The following is a 17,261-nucleotide window of genomic DNA, read 5'->3' as shown; positions in this document are numbered from 1 at the left end:
GTGCGCGCGATGGCCAGTTTTCTTGAATTTGAAAAGCCGATCGCCGAGCTTCAGGCCCGGATCGACGAATTGCGCGACACTGCTGCGGGCGGCGAGGTGGATATCGAGTCCGAAGTTGCCAAGCTGCAGGGCAAGTCCGACCGCTTCCTCAAGGACGCCTATTCCAAGCTGACCCCGTGGCAGAAGACGCTCGTCGCGCGCCATCCGGAGCGTCCGCACTTCAAACATTATGTCGCGCGGCTGATCGAGGATTTCATGCCGCTCGGCGGCGACCGCGCCTTCGCCGACGATCAGGCGATTCAGGGCGGTCTCGGCCGCTTCCGTGGCCAGCGCGTGATGGTCATCGGCCATGAAAAGGGTGACGACACCACCAGCCGCCTCCGCCACAATTTCGGCATGGGCAAGCCTGAGGGCTATCGCAAGGCGATCCGGCTGGTCGAACTGGCCGACAAGTTCGGGATTCCGGTGGTGACGTTGGTCGACACCTCCGGCGCCTTCCCCGGCATGGAGGCCGAAGAGCGCGGTCAGGCCGAGGCGATCGCCCGCTCGACCGAAGCCTGCCTCAACCTTGGCGTGCCGATGGTCGCATCGATTCTGGGAGAGGGCGGTTCGGGCGGCGCGGTCGCGCTCGCTGCCGGCAACCGCGTGCTGATGATGGAACACGCCGTCTATTCGGTGATCTCGCCCGAAGGCTGCGCCTCGATCCTGTGGCGCACCGCCGACAAGGCCGCCGACGCCGCCGAGGCGATGAAGGTGACCGCACAGCACCTCAAGGAACTCGGCGTCATCGACACGATCGTCACCGAACCGCTGGGCGGCGCACACCGCGACCATGCCAAGGCGATCGATTCGCTCGGCGACGCGATCGAATCGGCGCTCAAGGATCTGTCCGGCCAGAGCGCAACTGCACTGCGCCAGGCTCGCCGCGCCAAGTTCCTGGCGATGGGCCGGGCGTAATCCAAAAATCCTCCCCGGAACGGGGAGGGGGACCAGCGAAGCTGGTGGAGGGGCCCCGAGGCAACGGATTCCGGTGCCTCGGGCCCCCTCCGTCAGCGCTGCGCGCTGCCACCTCCCCGGTCCGGGGAGGAATAGAAAAAGGGCGGCGGACCCATCGGTCCGCCGCCCCCTGTTCAGTCGTTTCCAAACGAAGGGGTCTTACGACGCCTTCATGTTCGACGAAACGTTGGTGAAGGTCGTCTTGAGCTGGTTGCCCAGGCCCTGCATCGCGGCAATCGCGGCGACGGCGATCAGAGCGGCGATGAGGCCGTACTCGATTGCGGTGGCGCCCTTCTTGTTGCCAAAAATCTTGCGGATCGTGTTCATACCGGTCTCCATCCTGTTCGAAGCTTCAGTTCCCGGCTGTTCCCGGGTAAACCGGTCTCAGCACCTTCGAAATTAAGTGACGGAGGTTAACAAACGCCTTAGGCGCGCGACCGGATTGGTCGAAAAATCAACCGGGGTTCTGGACCTTGTTGCTGACATTGTTCCACATGCCCGTCGTGCTGCCGGCAAGCTCGGTCAGCGCACCAATCATGACGAGGACGATCAGCGCGAGGATAAAGCCATATTCGACCGCCGTCGCGCCGCGGGTGCAGCGTGACAGCCGGGTCAGAAATGGCTTGAGTGCACGCATCGTCGCCCTTCCTTTTTGGCTCTACCGGAAAACTACGGAAACAAGATTAACGAAATGCTGAAATCGAATGCTGGGATTCCAACAGGGCGTATCCTCACGGTAGTGGCGGCGGCGCTGGTCGATGGTGACGGGCGCGTGCTGGTGCAGCAGCGCCCGCCGGGCAAGCCGATGGCGGGATTGTGGGAGTTTCCGGGCGGGAAGGTCGAGTCCGGCGAACTGCCTGAACCCGCTTTGTGTCGCGAGCTGGAAGAGGAACTTGGCATCAGCGTCGAACAGGCGTGCCTCGCTCCCGCAACCTTCGCCAGCGAAACGCTCGGCGACCGCCACCTGCTCCTTTTGCTCTACGCCGTCCGCAAATGGAGCGGGGTCCCCCAGGCGCGACACGCGACCGCGCTGCGCTGGGTTCGCCCGCTCGAATTGCACCGCCTCGACATGCCGCCTGCCGACAAGCCGCTGATCGGACTGCTCGAGGCGCTGATCTAGGTCATGCTCGGAGTCGGCTCGCCGCGGGTGCGCCACAGCGAATAGGCAACGCCCGTGGCGAGGATCACAACCGTGATCCCGAGCGACACCAGCGGCGGCACCTTGGCCAGCCCCAGCGCATCGGCGACGAAGATCTTCGAGCCGATGAACACCAGCAGCACGGCCAGCGCATACTTCAGATAGTGGAACCGCTCGACCAGTGCCGACAGCGCGAAGTACAGCGCGCGCAGGCCCAGAATCGCGAAGATGTTCGACGTATAGACGATGAACGGATCGGTCGTGATCGCAAAGATCGCCGGCACCGAATCGACCGCGAACACCAGATCGGCGAACTCGATCATCACCAGCGCGAGGAACAGCGGCGTCGCATGCCGCACCACCGTGCCCGTCTTCGCATCGGCCTCCCGCACGAAGAACGCCGATCCGCGCAGCCCGTCGGTCACCCGCATATGCCGCTTCAGCCAGCCGAGCAGCGGCGAGCCCGCCACATCATAGGGCGTGTCGACCATCCGCCACATCTTGATGCCCGTGAAGATCAGGAACGCGGCAAAGAGGTACAGCACCCAGCCGAACTCGGACACGATCGTCGCGCCCAGCGCGATCATGATCGCGCGCAGCACGATGACGCCGAGGATACCCCAGAACAGCACCCGGTGCTGATACTGACGCGGAATCGCGAAATAGGTGAAGATCATCGCGATGACGAAGACATTGTCCATCGCCAGGCTTTTCTCGACGACGAAGCCGGTGACGTAGTTGATCGCCGCCGTCTCGCCGAGCTGCCACCAGACAAAGCCGCTGAACGCGAGGCCCAGCACGATGTAAAAGGCGGAGAGCATCAGGCTCTCCTTCACGCCGATCTCGCGCGCCTTGCGATGCAGGACGCCAAGGTCGAGCGTGAGCAGGACGGCAACCAGCCCCATAAAGGCAAGCCACATCCACACCGGCTTGCCCAGCCAGAGTAACGTCAGAAATTCCATTGTAGGTCAGCCCCTGTTGGGTGACGCGCTGCACGCGCCATGAAGGCGGCCCGACATCATGCGCATCGGCGCATCAGAGGGGCCCGGGCCGCCGTTGGTGGTTGGATCAGTGTTGTCTTCGTTTAGGCGGTGCCGCTTCAACGAAGCTGAAACACTAGGCGCCGGTCGCGATTGCGCGCTTCCAGTGGCCAGCCAGGCGGTCCTTGACCGCCAGCTTCAGCTTCTTGAGCCGCAGCAGCCGAAACCCGTCCGGATTGCGTCGCCGCGCTTCACGGCGAATCTCCTCGTCCAGCTTCCGGTGGACGACGCTCAGACGGTACAACATGCCACTCATCATAATGCCTCCTGTCGATTTGAAATCGATCGGATGGCCGTCAGCGGGTGGATACGGTCACAAAAAGCCCAGCCTGCATCGGATCATCCGATGCGGTCCGACATCGCGATCACATTGATCGCCAGAGGGGCCCGGTCCGCACGATGTTTATGGCTGCAACGCACCATTTTGTCAAGATATCAGGGCTTGGGCCGCAGAGCGTCAGCCAGCGACGCGCTGGCGGAACCGCGTCGAGCAGGCTTGGGCTGCGACGGATCGGGGGCCCAGCCGGTGACGAAGATCGCATCGAACCGCTCGCTGGTCCGCCCCTCGGCATCGGCGCGCGTGGCGAAGGCTTCGGCGGCACGCGCCACCGCGCTGCGGGTCAGCGGGGCCGGGTCACGCAGCAGGCTGTTCGCCCCCATGCCGCGCAGGTCGCGGACCAGATCGAACAGGTTGGAATAGCGTACCTCCAGCGTCTCGACATCCGCCACTGGCAGAGCGAACCCAGCGCGCACCAGCAGGTCGCCCGCCGCGCGCACATCGACCTGCGGATGCACCCGCGCCGCCGGGCGGTCACCCTCTGCCTCCAGCATCACGCTACGCAGCGTGGAGAGCGTCGAACCACCCAGAAATGCGCCCATGAACAGGCCATCGGGACGCAGCGACCGACGGATCAGCGCCAGCGCGCCGGGCAGGTCGTTGACGCTGTCGAGCACGCCCGCCGACACGACGAGGTCATAGGCACCCTCGGGCGCATACGGCCGGTCCTCGTCCATCTGCACGCCATCCGACAGCGACGCGAAGCGCGCACCGGCATCGATCCGCGTGACGGTCGCACCCGGCGGCGGCACGAACGCACCGTCGAAGCTCCCGAGATCCAGCACATCGCGAAACTCGCGCCGCACCGCGTCCAGCCGCTCGGCAATCCCCTCGAGCATCCACGCGCGGATAAAGTCGAACCCAGCAAAGCCCGGCGCGGCGCGGTCACGGCGCAGGCGGCGGCGGTTGCGGTCGAAAATCTCGGGCGGGGTGGGGGCGGGGGTCACGGCGCGGCTTGTGCCGCGTCGCGCGCCGCGCGACAAGCTCTGCATGGGGCTGCGCCAACCGTTGCTCGACGTGATCGGCCTGGCGCTGCCTCCGCGCTGCCCGGGCTGTGGTGACGTGGTCGATGCCGATCACCGCTTCTGTGCCCCCTGCTGGAGCGGGATGCGCCTGATCGCGCCGCCCTGGTGCGCGAGCTGCAACTTGCCGTTCGAGCATGATCGCGGCGATGCGGCGCAATGCGGCACCTGCCTTGCCGACCCGCCGGTGCATAACGGCGTGCGCGCGGCGGTCGCCTATGGCCCGGCGGCGCGGACGCTCGCGCTACGCCTCAAATATGGCGGGCGCACAGGGTTCGCGGTCACCGCCGCGCGGCTGATGACGCGGTTGATGCCCGACGATGCCGAACTGCTGGTGCCGGTCCCGCTGCACCGCTGGCGGATCTGGGGGCGGGGGTTCAATCAGGCGCTGCTGATCGCCCGCGAACTCGGCGCTGCGTCAGGCATCCCGGTCGCGCCCGACCTGCTCCGCCGGGTCAAGGCAACCCCCGTGCTGCGCGGCCTCGGCCCGCGCGGTCGGGCCAAGGCGGTCGCCGGAGCCTTCGCGCTCGCGCCCGACGCCCGCGACGCGGTGCGCGGCAAGTCCATCATTCTGGTCGACGACGTCCACACCAGCGGCGCGACGACCACCGCCTGCGCGCGCCTCCTCAAGCGTGCCGGCGCGACCAAGGTGACGATCCTGTGCTGGGCGCGGGTGATCGACGACGCAGAGGCGGATTGACAAGCGGCACCGCGAACCACACCTCGGAACCATGGCCAAGATCGAAATCTACACCAAGGCATTTTGCGGATATTGCCACCGCGCCAAGACCTTGCTCGACAGCAAGGGCGCCGATTACGAGGAATTCGACCTCACCATGGGCGGCCCGAAGCGGCAGGAGATGCTTCAGCGCGCCAATGGCCGAAGCACCGTGCCCCAGATCTTCATCGACGGCGAGCATATCGGCGGCTCCGACGATCTGATGGCGCTGGAGCGTGAGGGCAAGCTGGACGCATTGCTCGGCGCGTGATGCGCGCCGCGATCCTTCAGATGACCAGCGGCATCGACCCGCTGGCCAATGCGCGCACGCTGGTCGAAGCAATCGCCTCAGCAGCGGGGGAGGGCGCGGCGATGCTGTTTACGCCCGAAATGTCGGGCCTGCTCGACCGCGACCGCATGCGCGGGGCTGCATCAATCGTTGCGCAAGCCGACGACCCCGTTCTCGCGGCCGTCCGTGAAGCCGCCGCGCGCCACGGCATCTGGCTTCAGCTCGGCTCGCTCGCCTTGCGTGGCGATGACAGCCGCTTCGTCAATCGCGGCTTCGTGATCGACAGCGACGGTGCGATCCGCGCCTCCTACGATAAACTGCATCTGTTCGACGTTGACCTCCCGACCGGCGAGCGCTGGCGCGAATCCGATGCCTATGCCCCCGGCGACCGCGCAGTGGTGGTGGACACACCACTCGGCGCGCTCGGTCTGTCGATCTGCTACGACATCCGCTTCCCCGATCTCTACCGCGCGCTGACCGACGCCGGCGCGACCTTGCTCGCCGTCCCCGCCTCCTTCACCCGACCGACCGGCGCAGCCCATTGGCACACGCTGCTGCGCGCCCGCGCGATCGAGGCCGGGGTGCATGTCATCGCCGCCGCACAGACCGGCACGCACGCAGACGGTCGCACCACCTATGGCCACAGCCTCGCCATCGATCCCTGGGGCGAAATCCTGCTCGACATGGGCGAACCCGCCGGCCTCGGTTTCGTCGAGATTGACCCCGCGCGCGTCACCGAAGTGCGCAGCCGCGTCCCCGCCATTGCCCACCGCCGCCCGATCCCGCCGGTCACCCGCGCATGATCGTGTTCGACCTCAAATGCACCCAGACCCATGTGTTCGAGGCATGGTTCGGATCGAGCGCCGACTATGAAGACCAGCGCACGCGCGGCTTGCTGGCCTGCCCGATCTGCGGCGACGCCGATATCGCCAAGGCGGTGATGGCCCCGAACATCCCCGCCAAGAGCAACCGCGCCTCTGCAGCGCCCACCGCAGCACCGGACCCCAAGGCGCTGATGGCCGCGCTCGCACAGGTTCAGGCAAAGATGCTCGAAGGGTCGAAATGGGTCGGCATGTCCTTCGCCGACAAGGCGCGGGCGATGCATGCCGGCGAGGAAACCACCGCCCCGATCCACGGCAAGGCTAGCCTCGCCGAGGCCAAGGCCCTGATCGAAGACGGCATTCCCGTCGCGCCCTTGCCCCTGCCCGTGATCCCGCCCGACCAGCGCAACTGATTGACCAGATCGCCGCGCGCTCTTAACCAGCCGCCGAGTGTCCCGGTAGCTCAGCAGGATAGAGCAACGGTTTCCTAAACTGTAGGTCGGAGGTTCGAATCCTCTCCGGGACACCAGCCCTGAAAATCAGCGACAGCTGCTCGCCGCGCCCGCATCCAGATCCAGACACCGACCATCGATGCTCGCCGGATCGATCGGCAGCCCGATGACGCTCGCCAGCGTCGGCAGGATGTCGACCGTCTCCACCCCATTGGGCTGGTCGAACGGCGTCACGCCCTTGCGCCAGAACAGGATCGGCACGCGCCGGTCATAGTCCCAGATGCTGCCATGCGTCGCGACCGCGCCCCCCGGCACCGGGATCGGCGTGATCCGCGGCTTCAGCGACACATAGAAATCGCCCGACCGCCCCGGATAATAGGACGCACGCACGCGCTGGATCAGCGTCCAGCTCTCCGGTGGGCCGCTCGGGCTCGGCGTCGCCATGATCTCTTCGCCGGTGAACACCGCCGCGACCTGCGGATGCGCGCGATACTGCGCGATCGCCTCCGCCATCACTTTCGCGCGCAGCTTGGGCTTGAGCGCGGGATCGAGATAGATGTCGCCGAAATTCCCGCCCCACAACAGGCGCTTTTCGCCCAGTTTCAGCTTCGCCGCGACCTTGTCGCTCATCGGCTTGGACGACAGCTCGGTCTGCGCGCGCGCCGCATCGGTGATGCCGTGCAGCACATTGCGTTCGGGCAGGTCATGGCCGCCATGATCGGCGGTAAGCACCACCTGATAATCCACCCCGCTCCGGTCGAGCACGTCGAAGAACGCACCCAGATCGCGGTCTAGGCTGGTCAGCTGCAGGCACATTTCGGTGCCCTCGGTGCCATAGCCATGGCCGACATAGTCGGTCGCCGACGCGCCGACGATCAGCACATCGGTCGCCTCGCCGCGGCCCAGCTTCATCTCCTCAAAGAACGCCGCCGCCAGCGCCAGCGTCGCGCCGTCCATCTCGGGCGAGGCGCGGAACGCACGGGCATCGCCGGCCTCACGCGCGAACCGCCCGGTGCCGACCGTGCGGCTGCCCGCCGTCACCGCGACATCGCGCGGCTTGCAATAATCAGGCAGCTCCAGCGCCGGCTGCGCCTTGGCCAGCTGCGCGCCGATCGCGGCATTGGCGCGCGCAACGATCGGCGCCTCGGCCGTGCCGGTGTAGCTGACAAAGCCCTTGCCGCCCCACCACCAGATCTGATCGGCGCGCTTGCCGCCCATCATCACCGCCGCGCGATCCTTGCCCGACACCGAAACGACGCGCGTCGCCGGAGTCGTCGCCTTCATCCGGTCGCCCAGCGTCGGCACCAGCAGATGCAGCGGCGACACGGTGTACTTGTCCGACGTGCTGCCCGGAACACTTTCGTCCTCGGCGCAATAGATCGTCTTGTCCTCACGCGCGGTCTTGAGGTCGACCCAGTCATTGGCGACGATGCCGCTGCGCGCCGGGCGGCTGCCGGTCAGAATCGTCGAATGGCCGGGGCAGGTCTCGGTCGCCGCATGGCTCTGATAGCCGGAAAAGACCACACCGCGCGCCATCCGCGCCAGCCCCCCGGTGAAATAGGGGCGATAGCCCGCGAACAGGTCCGCCGAAAACTGGTCTACCGAGATTGTGACGATCAGCTTGGGCGGAGCCGCCGGGGCAGGGGCCGGAGCAGCTTCCTGTGCCGCAACCGGAACGGCAAGCAGCATGGCAGTGGCGAGCAATCGAGCGAGCATATACCCTCCGGCATGGCAAAAATGGCCGCGCCCGCTATGTTCCCAAGACTTAGGTACGGCAAGGGCGGGCAATGCGCAGATTCGGTTTCGTTTTCCTGACTTTCCTGCTGGCGCTGGTCGCGCTTCCCGCCGCCGCCCAGCCGGTCGGGCAGAATAATTTGACGGTCGATCTGGTAGCGGAAAGCGACGCCCCCGCCGCCGGAAGCGAGGTGACGCTCGCCTTCGTCGCCAAACCCAACCCCGGCTGGCACGGATACTGGAAGAACCCCGGCGACGCCGGCCTCGACACGCGGCTCGACTGGACGCTGCCACAGGGCGTGACCGCGGGCGAGCTGCGCTACCCGGTCCCGACGCGGCTGATGATCGCCGGCATCATGAACTATATCTACAAGGGCAATTACACCCAGTTCGCGACGCTGAAGATCCCCGCCGGGCTCGCCCCCGGCACCGCGCTCCCGATCGCGGTGCGCGCCGATTATCTGATCTGCACCGACGAAATCTGCGTCCCCGAAACTGAAAATCTGACGATCAACCTGAAGGTCGGCGACGGCAGTATCACCCCCGAGCGCCGCGCACAGTTCGACCAGTGGCGCCGCCTGTTGCCCAAGCCGCTGGGCAGCGAGGCTAAGTTCCAGGTGACCGACGGCACGCTCCGCATCGCGATCCCGTTCCCCGCCTCGGTCGATCTGTGGAAGGACGCGTATTTCTTCGCCCAGACAGCCGACGCCGTCACCTATTCCGCACCACAGAGCGTCACCCGCGACGGCGACACGCTGATCCTCTCGGTCAAGGCCGGGTCGAAAGTCCCCGAACGCCTCGACGGCATCCTCGCCACCGGCGAGCGCGACGGCTTTGCGCTCACCGCCGTCCCCGGCACCGTCGCCGCCGCACCCGCAGCGCCAGTCGGCATCGACTGGAGCGCAGCCCTGCTCGCGCTCGGCGGCGCGCTGCTGGGCGGGCTGATCCTCAACATCATGCCGTGCGTCTTCCCGATCCTCAGCCTCAAGGCACTCAGCCTCGCCAAGAGCGGCACCAGCGAGCGCGCCGCCCGCGCCGAAGGTCTCGCCTACACCGCAGGCGTCGTCCTCGTCGTCCTCGCGCTCGGCGGCTTGATGCTCGGCCTGCGCGCGGCGGGGGCGAGCGTCGGCTGGGCATTCCAGCTCACTGACCCGCGCGTCATCCTGCTGCTCCTGCTCCTCGTACTCGGCATCGCGCTCAACCTTGCCGGGCTGTTCGAGCTGATGACCCCGAAATTCGCGGGACGCCTCGCGGGCGGCGGCAGTGGCGGCGCATTCATGACCGGCGCACTCGCCGCGTTCATCGCCACGCCGTGCACCGGCCCGTTCATGGGCGCAGCCCTCGGCGCGGCGCTCGTGCTCCCGTGGTATATCGCGCTCATCATCTTCCTCGGCCTCGGCCTCGGCCTCGCGCTCCCGTTCCTGCTGCTTGGCTTCATCCCCGCGCTGCGCCGGATGCTGCCCAAGCCGGGCGCGTGGATGGACACGTTCCGCAAGATCCTGTCGGTCCCGATGTTCCTCACCGCGATCGCGCTCGCCTGGGTGCTCGGCGGCCTCACCGGGGTCAACGGCATGGCCACCGGCCTGATCGTCGCGCTCGCGCTCGGCGTCGTGCTGTGGGCGCTCGGCCGGCGACAGATCCGGGGAGCCGGGAATGGCATCGCCTGGGCGCTCAGCCTCGCCATCGTGATCGGCGGCATGTGGCTGGTCGGCGGCATCGAAAAGCCCGCGGCCGCAGCAGCCACCGCTTCCGGCGCACAACCCTTCAGCGAAGCCAAGCTCGCTGACCTGCGCGCCCAGAACAAACCCGTCTTCGCCTATTTCACCGCCGACTGGTGCGTCACCTGCAAGGTCAATGAAAAGGCCGCGATCGAAACCGACGCCGTCCGCGACGCCTTCGCCAAGGGCGGCGTCACCGTCCTTGTCGGCGACTGGACCGATGGCGACCCCGCGCTCGGCCGCTTCATCGAACGCCACAACCGCGCCGGCGTCCCGCTCTACCTCTGGTACCCGGCCGGCGCGAGCGAACCTCAGGTCTTGCCGCAACTCCTCACGCAAGGCATGTTGACCGGGCTAACCGGGGGCAAATGAACCGTAGATCAAGGAGATGAGCCGATGCACCGACTGATCCCATTTGCCGCAGCGACCCTCGCGGCCCTCGCACTCCCTGCCGCCGCGCAACAGAGCAACGGCGCCAAGGCGACCGATTTCAAACTGACCGACGCCAGCGGCAAGACCGTCCAGCTCAGCGACTTCAAGGGCAAGACCGTGGTGCTGGAGTGGAACAACCCCGGCTGCCCGTTCGTGCAGCGCCATTACGAAGGCAACATGCAAAAGACCCAGGCCGCGGCCAAGGCCGGCGGCGTGGTGTGGCTGACGATCAACTCCGGCGCACCGGGCAAGCAGGGCTATATGCAGGGCGCCGAGGCCCAGAAATGGGTCGGCGACAAGAAGGCGAGCCCAGCCCATTACCTGCTCGACCCCAAGGGCGTGGTCGGCAAGGGCTATGCCGCCAAGACCACCCCGCACATGTACATCATCGACGGCGCCGGCACGCTGCGTTTTCAGGGCGGCATCGACGACAAACCCGCCGCCCGCGTCGAGGAAATGGGGTCGGCACGCAACCACGTCCTCGCCGCGCTGAACGAGATCAAGGCCGGCAAAGCCGTCTCGGTCGCCCAGACCACGCCCTATGGCTGCTCGGTCAAATACGCCGAGTGATGGGCTTTCCTTCCCTGTGATAGGGGGCAGGGAAGGAGAGAAGGCCGGGGGAAACCCCGGCCTTTTTGCTTGGGGGATAGGTGCGTGGCTCAATTCCTCCCCTGCGGCGCAGGGGAGGAATAGCGGCCCCGCCCACTTCTTTCTTAGCCCCTCCCGCTTGCGGGAGGGGTTGGGGAGGGTCTTCTTCTTCTTCTTCTTCTTCTTCTTCTTCTGCTGTTGCCTCTTCACCCTCCGCGCCCAACCCAAAAGCCGGCGCCCGCCTCAGCTCCCCACCAACGTATAAACATCCACGGCAGCAGAGGCCGACGGCGCCCGGATCAGGGCAATCTCGCCACCCACATCATGCGCCCAATCCCCGGCATCGATCGCGACATAGCGCACCGTTGCGGGAAGGCTGACGATTTCCGTCTCCGCTCCGCCCCGTGCCGAACGGACCCGCAGATAGAACCCCTGCGTCCCGCGATACAGCGCCACGCAACTGCCAAACGGACCATAGGTGCTGCTATCGATCGCCTGCGGGTCACAGCGCCGCTTGCCCTTCAGTCTGGTCCCGGGATCATAGGTGATCCCCTTCTCCACGAACGACAGATCGGCCGTAATGCGGACGGGTGCGGTGCTGCCCCGATTCCAGAAATAGCCGCCGCCCTTGAGCCGAGCCACGGCGCTATTGGGGTCGAACGCCTCGACAGCCACTGCGCATGACGGCGGGCTCGCCGCGAAGTAAAGCGTGGTGCGATACTTCAGCCGCGCCGAGAGCGACCGAAACGCCGCATCCGTCTCCGGAGCTTCCTTTGCTTCGATCACTGTCCCGACCGGGCATGGCTGCGGTTCGGATGGAGCGGCGATCGCCACCGGCAGCGCCATCACGCTCCCCAGACTGAGCCCTATCGTCAGCACCGCTATCTCCCGTCGATCGCAACCCGCACCGTTCTAGGTCGCCGAACGACCGTGATCCACCAGCGATTGTCCGCGCCGGAAGGCGGCCCCAACGCCCAACCAAATCGTCACCCCGACCCCCGTGCCGGGGTCCACCTCACCATATGCGCAGCGACCGAGCCTCAACCCCCATGCCAGCCTCCCGGTGGATCCCGGCACAAGGCCGGGTGACGGGTGGAGCTACGGCTAGGCGCTCGTGGATTGCACACCGAGGACGAACTCCTCGAATTCACGCGAAGGTCGGATCAGATGATCGGCGATGTAGTGACGATAGCCTTCCGGCCATGTCCATCGTTCAGCGCGATAGTCAGAGGCGCCGTTAACTTTCCCGCATAGTCTGCAGCAAGAAAAACCCATCCAATCCATATATGGGCCTGCCGCCTCAAGCGCTGCCAACTTTATCAGAAACTCGGAGCGGCCATTCCAACCTGTATCTGGAATCGGCCATGGAAGCGTTGATTGCTCTTCTTCAAAACGTCGCCAGAAGCCTTCTTCAATAAGCTCTTCTTCCATGCGTAGACATTGGCACGAACCGCGCTGCTCCTGCAATGTGGCCGCAGATCACAACGGTCGCCCAGCCCCACTTTGTTGGATACAAGTTGGAAATTTCCTGATCTGCTCCACCCATGCCGCCGACCCTTCGCCCCCGCACCACGCCTAGCCTGACACCCCAGTCGCACCAAAGTCGCGCCCCAGTCGCGCCAGTGTCGCTTCACAGTCGCCTCCCACTCCCAAACCCGTCCCCTCCCAGTCGCGTCACCCCAAAACACCCCCATTCTCGTCAGCTTCGTCGGACACCCCCACACCCCCTTGTGCGACGCAACAAAGCATTGCAGCATGGAACCGTAATGGGGTTCGGGACTTTGGAGGGTTGATGGGGGTAAGCCGCGCGTTCGACGAGATCTGGGGTCATGGTGGGCCGGCAAAGCCGCGACCACAATTCAACGAACTCGCGCGCTGGATGGCTGACACCCCGCACGCCGAACTCCACCGCCGCCAGCAATCGGCCGAAGCGACCTTCCGCCAGCTGGGGATCACCTTCGCCGTCTATGGCGATACCGACGCCAGCGAACGCATCATCCCGTTCGACATCGTGCCGCGCATCTTCATGCACGACGAATGGACCCGCCTGTCCGAAGGGCTGGTTCAGCGGGTCGAGGCGATCAACGCCTTCCTCCAGGACATTTACGGCGAGCGCCGCATCCTCAAGGAAGGGGTGCTGCCGCCCGAACTGGTGCTGCTCAACCCGCAATTCCGCCCCGAAGTGGTCGGCATCCGCCCGCCGCACGATGTCTGGGCGCATATCTGTGGCATCGATCTGGTCCGCACCGGCCCCGACGAATTCTATGTGCTTGAGGATAATGCCCGCACCCCGTCGGGCGTGTCCTACATGCTCGAAAACCGCGAGGCGATGATCCGCCTCTGCCCCGAATTGTTCCGCAGCTTCCGCGTCGCCGCGGTCGACAGCTACAGCGACATGCTGCGCGAAACGATGCGATCGGTGGCGCCGGAACGCAGCGGCGCGAACCCGGTGTCGGTCGTGCTGACCCCAGGCCATTTCAACTCGGCCTATTACGAACACAGCTTCCTCGCCGACACGATGGGGGTTGAACTGGTCGAGGCGGCGGACCTGCTGGTCGATGACGACATCGTCTATATGCAGACGATCGCCGGGCGTGTTCGCGTCGACGTCATCTATCGCCGCATCGACGATGATTTCCTCGACCCGCTCGTATTCCGCCCGGATTCGATGCTCGGCGTCCCCGGCATCATGGCTGCCTACCGCGCCGGCAACGTCACGCTGATCAACGCCCCGGGCAATGGCATCGCCGATGACAAGGCGATCTACAGCTACATGCCGGAGATCGTGAAATTCTACTCCGGCGGTGAGGCCAAGCTGCCCAATGTCGAAACCTGGCGTTGCCGCGAGCCCGATGCGCTGAAATACACGCTCGACAATCTCAAGGATCTGGTGGTCAAGCTGGTCGATGGCTCGGGCGGCTATGGCATGCTGGTCGGCCCGACCGCGACCAAGGCCGAGATCGAGGCGTTCCGCGCCGCGCTGATCGCCGAACCGCATCGCTACATCGCGCAGCCGACACTGGCGCTGTCGACTGTGCCGACCGTCACCGAAACCGGCCTCGCCCCGCGCCATGTCGATTTCCGCCCGTTCGTCCTCTCCGGCTCCGACGGCGTCCGCGTCGTCCCCGGCGGCCTGACCCGCGTCGCGCTCAAGGAAGGGTCGCTGGTCGTCAATTCCAGCCAGGGCGGCGGGACCAAGGACAGCTTCGTCCTGATGCCCGACGGGCCGGTACAGGGGCAGGAACAGACGCAGGTGGTCGGCTGATGCGCATGCTCTCCCGCACCGCGTCGTCGCTCTACTGGCTCGGCCGCTATGTCGAGCGCGCCGACTTCATCGCCCGGCTGGTCGAAGCGACCGTCCGTCTCGACGCCCTGTCCGCCCGTCCGGCGGGGGAGGCGGCCTGGGCCAGCGCGCTCAGCGTCACTTATACTGAAGAAGCCTATGCCGCCGCGCACCAGACGATCAGCCAGCAGCCGGTGGCGCATTTCCTGACGCTCGACATGAGCCACCCCGGCTCGATCGTCCGCTGCCTTGAACAGGCGCGCAACAATGGCCGCGCCGTCCGCACCGCGCTGACCCGCGAAGCATGGACCGCGATCAACCGCCTCTGGCTGCTGTTCGCTAAGCGTGTCAGCCCCGGCGGCGCTGCGAGCACGCTCGCTTTGGTCGAAGGGGTGATGGCCGAAGCGCGCGGGTTCGAAGGCGCGATCCACCGCATGATGGGCAATGAGGCGACGATGCTGATCCAGCTCGGCGCCGCGATCGAGCGTGCGGACAACACCGCACGCCTGCTCGACGTCAAGTACCATCTGCTGCTGCCAGAGGGCGAGCGGGTAGGGGGCCTGGTTGACCGCGACCAGTGGACGACGATCCTCCAGACCGTCTCGGCGGTCACCGCCTATCGCTGGCTCTACAGCGATGGGCTGCGGCCATCGAACGTCATCGACCTGCTGATCACCCGCTCCGAACTGCCCCGCAGCCTCGCCGGATGCGTCGAGGAGGTGGTCGAGCAGCTCAACGCCCTCGCCAAGCGCACCGGGTTGCAGGGCGAGGCCGACCGTATGGCCCGCGCCCGCATCGCCCGGATGCAAAAGACCCGCGCCCATGAAGTGATCGTCCGTGGCCTGCACGAATATCTGCAAGCCTTCATCCGCGAAAATGCGCTGCTCGACGCCGCCATTGCGCGCCAGTTCAGGTTTATCTGATGCGCTTGGCTATCGACCACCAGACCCGCTACCGCTTCAGCGAGCCGCAACAGCGGCTGGTCCAGACATTGCGTCTGACGCCTGGCGACACGCATGATCAGACCGTCGTGGACTGGCGCATCGACGTCGATTGCGACGTCCGGCTGCGCGATTCGATCGACGGCTTCGGCAACCGCGTGACGATGCTCTATGCCGAAGGGCCGATCGACCGGATCGAGATTACCGTGGCGGGACAGGTGCTGACGACCGAGGCCGACGGGCTGGTCCTCGGCAGCAACGAGCTGCTCCCGCCGCCGATGTTCCGCCGCATCACCGCCCGCACGACCCCCGACGCGACGCTGGCCGAATGGGCGCGCGACATGGCGGGAAGCGGGGAGGTGCTTGCCCAGCTGCACAGCTGGAACCTCGCGCTCTGCCAGCGTTTCCCCGATGCCGCCGACCGCCCGGACCGCGGCGCGACCGCGGTTGAAGCACTGGCGGGAGGCGACCCCGACTGCCGCGACCTCGCCCATATCTTCATCGCCGGCGCATCGGCGCTCGGCCTGCCGGCCCGCTACGTCTCGGGCTACCGCAATTGCGGCGAGGGAACCTGCCCCCCGCATGGCTGGGCCGAGGCATGGGTCGATCGGCTGGGCTGGATCGGTTTCGATCCCTCGGCCGGGATCAGCCCCGACGCGAACTATGTCCGCATGGCCACCGCGCTCGACTTCAATGGCGCCGCCCCCATCGTCGGCATCCGCCAGGGCGAAGGCGTCGAGGAACTGTCAGTGGAGCTTCAGGTCGAACGAATGAACGGCGACGCCTGATTACGCAAACGCGCGCAGCTTGACCGGCTGCGGGGCAGGCTCGGTCACCGTGGCGTCGGCATCGTCCGGCATCCGCGACCAGCCATTGGGGCCAAGCACTTCCATCGGCCGGTACCGCGTCTTGTACGCCATCCGGTCGCTGCCCTTCACCCAATAGCCCATATAGACATAGGGCAGCCCGGCGCTGCGGGCACGGACGATATGGTCCATGATGATCAGGTTGCCGAGGCCCTGCCGCTCGGGATGGTCGGCGGCGAAAAAGCTGTAGATCATCGACAGCCCATCGCCCTGCTGATCGGTGATGCAGGCCGCGACCAGCGCCCCGCCCAGTTCCTCAGGCTCGCGATATTCGATGACATAGGTGCTGACCGGCGACTGCTCGACCATGTCGGCATAGTCGGTCTCATCCATCATCGTCATGCCCCCGCCCGGATGCCGCGCCGACAGGTAGCGGCGCAGCAGCGCATATTGCTCCTCGGTCGCCCAGGGGCGGCACGCGGTGACCGACAGGTCCGAATGGCGACGGATCAGCTTGCGCTGGGTGGCGTTGGGACGGAACTCGTCATTGACGACCCGGACCGAGAGGCACGCGTTGCACCCGACACAGCTTGGCCGATAGGCGACCGACTGGCTGCGGCGAAACCCGATGCGACCGAGCGCATCGTTGAGCTCGCCGGCATGGGGGCCGTTCAGCTCGGTAAAGATCTTCCGCTCCTGCCGCCCCGGCAGATACGGACAGGTCGAAGGGCTGGTCACGAAAAATCGTGGAAAGCGCGTCAGTGCCGTCACCCCGTTCGCCCCTTTCAAACCACGCGTTGTGCGTCGAACGTGATCCTTATGAAGCGGCGAAATCACGATGAAAAGGCGATTTACCATGAAAATGGGTTAACGCCGGAACAGTCATTATTCGGGATTGCGCGACCGCAAGGCACGTCAAGCCGTAGTCATACTGTAGTACTGATTC

At 66.0% G+C, this 17,261-nt stretch carries 20 protein-coding genes and 1 tRNA gene; 12 read left to right on the top strand and 9 right to left on the bottom strand.

Going from position 1 to position 17,261, the window contains the following annotated elements; translation table 11 throughout:
• Nucleotides 1–9: 9 nt before the first annotated feature.
• Complete coding sequence (locus tag K9B35_RS12980) at nucleotides 10–957, top strand: acetyl-CoA carboxylase carboxyltransferase subunit alpha (RefSeq protein ID WP_224922279.1); 948 nt, start codon at nucleotides 10–12, stop codon at nucleotides 955–957.
• Between the two features lie 198 nt (nucleotides 958–1,155).
• Here the strand turns inward: K9B35_RS12980 and K9B35_RS12975 are convergent, their stop codons facing one another.
• Nucleotides 1,156–1,323 carry a Flp family type IVb pilin gene (locus K9B35_RS12975; protein ID WP_066665303.1) on the bottom strand — a complete coding sequence of 56 codons (168 nt, stop codon included), beginning with the start codon at nucleotides 1,321–1,323 and terminating at the stop codon, nucleotides 1,156–1,158.
• Nucleotides 1,324–1,450: 127 nt separating this feature from the next.
• A complete protein-coding gene (locus K9B35_RS12970; RefSeq protein ID WP_224922278.1) occupies nucleotides 1,451–1,633 on the bottom strand; it encodes a Flp family type IVb pilin in 183 nt (60 codons plus the stop codon).
• Between the two features lie 54 nt (nucleotides 1,634–1,687).
• Here K9B35_RS12970 and K9B35_RS12965 point away from each other — a divergent pair, with 54 nt between their 5' ends.
• Nucleotides 1,688–2,116 carry a (deoxy)nucleoside triphosphate pyrophosphohydrolase gene (locus K9B35_RS12965; RefSeq protein WP_224922277.1) on the top strand — a complete coding sequence of 143 codons (429 nt, stop codon included), beginning with the start codon at nucleotides 1,688–1,690 and terminating at the stop codon, nucleotides 2,114–2,116.
• On the opposite strand, the gene K9B35_RS12960 is transcribed toward K9B35_RS12965, so the two are convergent.
• The 3 genes from K9B35_RS12960 to K9B35_RS12950 form a co-directional block, all read right to left on the bottom strand.
• Nucleotides 2,113–3,096: a TerC family protein gene (locus K9B35_RS12960; protein ID WP_224922276.1), complete on the bottom strand. Its 984-nt coding sequence runs from the start codon at nucleotides 3,094–3,096 to the stop codon at nucleotides 2,113–2,115. The genes K9B35_RS12965 and K9B35_RS12960 overlap by 4 nt on opposite strands.
• Nucleotides 3,097–3,250: 154 nt before the next feature.
• Nucleotides 3,251–3,430 (bottom strand): DUF465 domain-containing protein, encoded by a 180-nt coding sequence (locus K9B35_RS12955; RefSeq protein WP_224922275.1) that lies wholly within the window; start codon nucleotides 3,428–3,430, stop codon nucleotides 3,251–3,253.
• 179 nt (nucleotides 3,431–3,609) lie between these two features.
• On the bottom strand, nucleotides 3,610–4,494 hold the full coding sequence (locus K9B35_RS12950) for a methyltransferase domain-containing protein (protein ID WP_412103474.1): 885 nt from the start codon (nucleotides 4,492–4,494) through the stop codon (nucleotides 3,610–3,612).
• Between the two features lie 7 nt (nucleotides 4,495–4,501).
• On the opposite strand from K9B35_RS12950, the gene K9B35_RS12945 reads away from it, so the two are divergent.
• From K9B35_RS12945 to K9B35_RS12925, 5 genes are all read left to right on the top strand, one after another.
• Nucleotides 4,502–5,233: a ComF family protein gene (locus K9B35_RS12945; RefSeq protein WP_224922273.1), complete on the top strand. Its 732-nt coding sequence runs from the start codon at nucleotides 4,502–4,504 to the stop codon at nucleotides 5,231–5,233.
• A 31-nt stretch (nucleotides 5,234–5,264) separates the two neighbouring features.
• Entirely contained in the window at nucleotides 5,265–5,522 is a 258-nt protein-coding gene (gene grxC, locus K9B35_RS12940) for a glutaredoxin 3 (protein WP_224922272.1), read from the top strand.
• Nucleotides 5,522–6,343 carry a carbon-nitrogen hydrolase family protein gene (locus K9B35_RS12935; RefSeq protein WP_224922271.1) on the top strand — a complete coding sequence of 274 codons (822 nt, stop codon included), beginning with the start codon at nucleotides 5,522–5,524 and terminating at the stop codon, nucleotides 6,341–6,343. The genes grxC and K9B35_RS12935 overlap by 1 nt, the downstream gene beginning before the upstream one ends.
• Nucleotides 6,340–6,774: a DUF1178 family protein gene (locus tag K9B35_RS12930; protein ID WP_224922270.1), complete on the top strand. Its 435-nt coding sequence runs from the start codon at nucleotides 6,340–6,342 to the stop codon at nucleotides 6,772–6,774. Before K9B35_RS12935 ends, K9B35_RS12930 begins: the two co-directional genes overlap by 4 nt.
• Before the next feature lie 39 nt (nucleotides 6,775–6,813).
• Nucleotides 6,814–6,890, top strand: a tRNA-Arg gene (locus tag K9B35_RS12925).
• 10 nt (nucleotides 6,891–6,900) lie between these two features.
• On the opposite strand, the gene K9B35_RS12920 is transcribed toward K9B35_RS12925, so the two are convergent.
• Complete coding sequence (locus K9B35_RS12920; RefSeq protein WP_224922269.1) at nucleotides 6,901–8,529, bottom strand: alkaline phosphatase family protein; 1,629 nt, start codon at nucleotides 8,527–8,529, stop codon at nucleotides 6,901–6,903.
• A gap of 71 nt (nucleotides 8,530–8,600) precedes the next feature.
• Here K9B35_RS12920 and K9B35_RS12915 point away from each other — a divergent pair, with 71 nt between their 5' ends.
• Both K9B35_RS12915 and K9B35_RS12910 read left to right on the top strand, forming a co-directional pair.
• The gene (locus tag K9B35_RS12915; RefSeq protein ID WP_224922268.1) at nucleotides 8,601–10,637 is read left to right on the top strand and encodes a protein-disulfide reductase DsbD family protein; all 2,037 of its coding nucleotides are present in this window, start codon (nucleotides 8,601–8,603) and stop codon (nucleotides 10,635–10,637) included.
• Nucleotides 10,638–10,661: 24 nt separating this feature from the next.
• Nucleotides 10,662–11,267, top strand: a complete 606-nt coding sequence (locus tag K9B35_RS12910) for a redoxin domain-containing protein (protein WP_224922267.1) — start codon at nucleotides 10,662–10,664, stop codon at nucleotides 11,265–11,267.
• A gap of 261 nt (nucleotides 11,268–11,528) precedes the next feature.
• Here the strand turns inward: K9B35_RS12910 and K9B35_RS12905 are convergent, their stop codons facing one another.
• Both K9B35_RS12905 and K9B35_RS12900 read right to left on the bottom strand, forming a co-directional pair.
• Nucleotides 11,529–12,164 carry a hypothetical protein gene (locus K9B35_RS12905; protein WP_224922266.1) on the bottom strand — a complete coding sequence of 212 codons (636 nt, stop codon included), beginning with the start codon at nucleotides 12,162–12,164 and terminating at the stop codon, nucleotides 11,529–11,531.
• Between the two features lie 225 nt (nucleotides 12,165–12,389).
• Nucleotides 12,390–12,716 carry a hypothetical protein gene (locus tag K9B35_RS12900; RefSeq protein ID WP_224922265.1) on the bottom strand — a complete coding sequence of 109 codons (327 nt, stop codon included), beginning with the start codon at nucleotides 12,714–12,716 and terminating at the stop codon, nucleotides 12,390–12,392.
• A 361-nt stretch (nucleotides 12,717–13,077) separates the two neighbouring features.
• On the opposite strand from K9B35_RS12900, the gene K9B35_RS12895 reads away from it, so the two are divergent.
• Genes K9B35_RS12895 through K9B35_RS12885 form a run of 3 tightly spaced genes read left to right on the top strand, consistent with a single transcriptional unit; the run spans nucleotide 13,078 to nucleotide 16,297 of the window.
• On the top strand, nucleotides 13,078–14,550 hold the full coding sequence (locus tag K9B35_RS12895) for a circularly permuted type 2 ATP-grasp protein (RefSeq protein ID WP_224922264.1): 1,473 nt from the start codon (nucleotides 13,078–13,080) through the stop codon (nucleotides 14,548–14,550).
• Nucleotides 14,551–14,555: 5 nt separating this feature from the next.
• Nucleotides 14,556–15,491 carry an alpha-E domain-containing protein gene (locus K9B35_RS12890; RefSeq protein ID WP_224922887.1) on the top strand — a complete coding sequence of 312 codons (936 nt, stop codon included), beginning with the start codon at nucleotides 14,556–14,558 and terminating at the stop codon, nucleotides 15,489–15,491.
• A complete protein-coding gene (locus tag K9B35_RS12885) occupies nucleotides 15,491–16,297 on the top strand; it encodes a transglutaminase family protein (RefSeq protein ID WP_224922263.1) in 807 nt (268 codons plus the stop codon). Before K9B35_RS12890 ends, K9B35_RS12885 begins: the two co-directional genes overlap by 1 nt.
• Here the strand turns inward: K9B35_RS12885 and K9B35_RS12880 are convergent, their stop codons facing one another.
• Nucleotides 16,298–17,086 carry an arginyltransferase gene (locus K9B35_RS12880; protein WP_224922262.1) on the bottom strand — a complete coding sequence of 263 codons (789 nt, stop codon included), beginning with the start codon at nucleotides 17,084–17,086 and terminating at the stop codon, nucleotides 16,298–16,300. It lies immediately after the preceding gene.
• Nucleotides 17,087–17,261 lie beyond the last annotated feature (175 nt).

Source organism: Sphingomonas sp. R647, from assembly GCF_020177055.1.
Taxonomy (GTDB): Bacteria; Pseudomonadota; Alphaproteobacteria; order Sphingomonadales; family Sphingomonadaceae; genus Sphingomonas.
This window is presented reverse-complemented; position numbering and strand designations above follow the sequence as displayed.

What these genes read in the sequence shown, in the direction of transcription:
- K9B35_RS12980 (WP_224922279.1), top strand. Translation starts at nt 10, where the DNA reads ATGGCCAGTTTTCTTGAATTTGAAAAGCCGATCGCCGAGCTTCAGGCC.
- K9B35_RS12975 (WP_066665303.1), bottom strand. Translation starts at nt 1,323, where the DNA reads ATGAACACGATCCGCAAGATTTTTGGCAACAAGAAGGGCGCCACCGCA.
- K9B35_RS12970 (WP_224922278.1), bottom strand. Translation starts at nt 1,633, where the DNA reads ATGCGTGCACTCAAGCCATTTCTGACCCGGCTGTCACGCTGCACCCGC.
- K9B35_RS12965 (WP_224922277.1), top strand. Translation starts at nt 1,688, where the DNA reads ATGCTGAAATCGAATGCTGGGATTCCAACAGGGCGTATCCTCACGGTA.
- K9B35_RS12960 (WP_224922276.1), bottom strand. Translation starts at nt 3,096, where the DNA reads ATGGAATTTCTGACGTTACTCTGGCTGGGCAAGCCGGTGTGGATGTGG.
- K9B35_RS12955 (WP_224922275.1), bottom strand. Translation starts at nt 3,430, where the DNA reads ATGAGTGGCATGTTGTACCGTCTGAGCGTCGTCCACCGGAAGCTGGAC.
- K9B35_RS12945 (WP_224922273.1), top strand. Translation starts at nt 4,502, where the DNA reads ATGGGGCTGCGCCAACCGTTGCTCGACGTGATCGGCCTGGCGCTGCCT.
- grxC (WP_224922272.1), top strand. Translation starts at nt 5,265, where the DNA reads ATGGCCAAGATCGAAATCTACACCAAGGCATTTTGCGGATATTGCCAC.
- K9B35_RS12935 (WP_224922271.1), top strand. Translation starts at nt 5,522, where the DNA reads ATGCGCGCCGCGATCCTTCAGATGACCAGCGGCATCGACCCGCTGGCC.
- K9B35_RS12930 (WP_224922270.1), top strand. Translation starts at nt 6,340, where the DNA reads ATGATCGTGTTCGACCTCAAATGCACCCAGACCCATGTGTTCGAGGCA.
- K9B35_RS12920 (WP_224922269.1), bottom strand. Translation starts at nt 8,529, where the DNA reads ATGCTCGCTCGATTGCTCGCCACTGCCATGCTGCTTGCCGTTCCGGTT.
- K9B35_RS12915 (WP_224922268.1), top strand. Translation starts at nt 8,601, where the DNA reads ATGCGCAGATTCGGTTTCGTTTTCCTGACTTTCCTGCTGGCGCTGGTC.
- K9B35_RS12910 (WP_224922267.1), top strand. Translation starts at nt 10,662, where the DNA reads ATGCACCGACTGATCCCATTTGCCGCAGCGACCCTCGCGGCCCTCGCA.
- K9B35_RS12900 (WP_224922265.1), bottom strand. Translation starts at nt 12,716, where the DNA reads ATGGAAGAAGAGCTTATTGAAGAAGGCTTCTGGCGACGTTTTGAAGAA.
- K9B35_RS12895 (WP_224922264.1), top strand. Translation starts at nt 13,078, where the DNA reads ATGGGGGTAAGCCGCGCGTTCGACGAGATCTGGGGTCATGGTGGGCCG.
- K9B35_RS12890 (WP_224922887.1), top strand. Translation starts at nt 14,556, where the DNA reads ATGCTCTCCCGCACCGCGTCGTCGCTCTACTGGCTCGGCCGCTATGTC.
- K9B35_RS12885 (WP_224922263.1), top strand. Translation starts at nt 15,491, where the DNA reads ATGCGCTTGGCTATCGACCACCAGACCCGCTACCGCTTCAGCGAGCCG.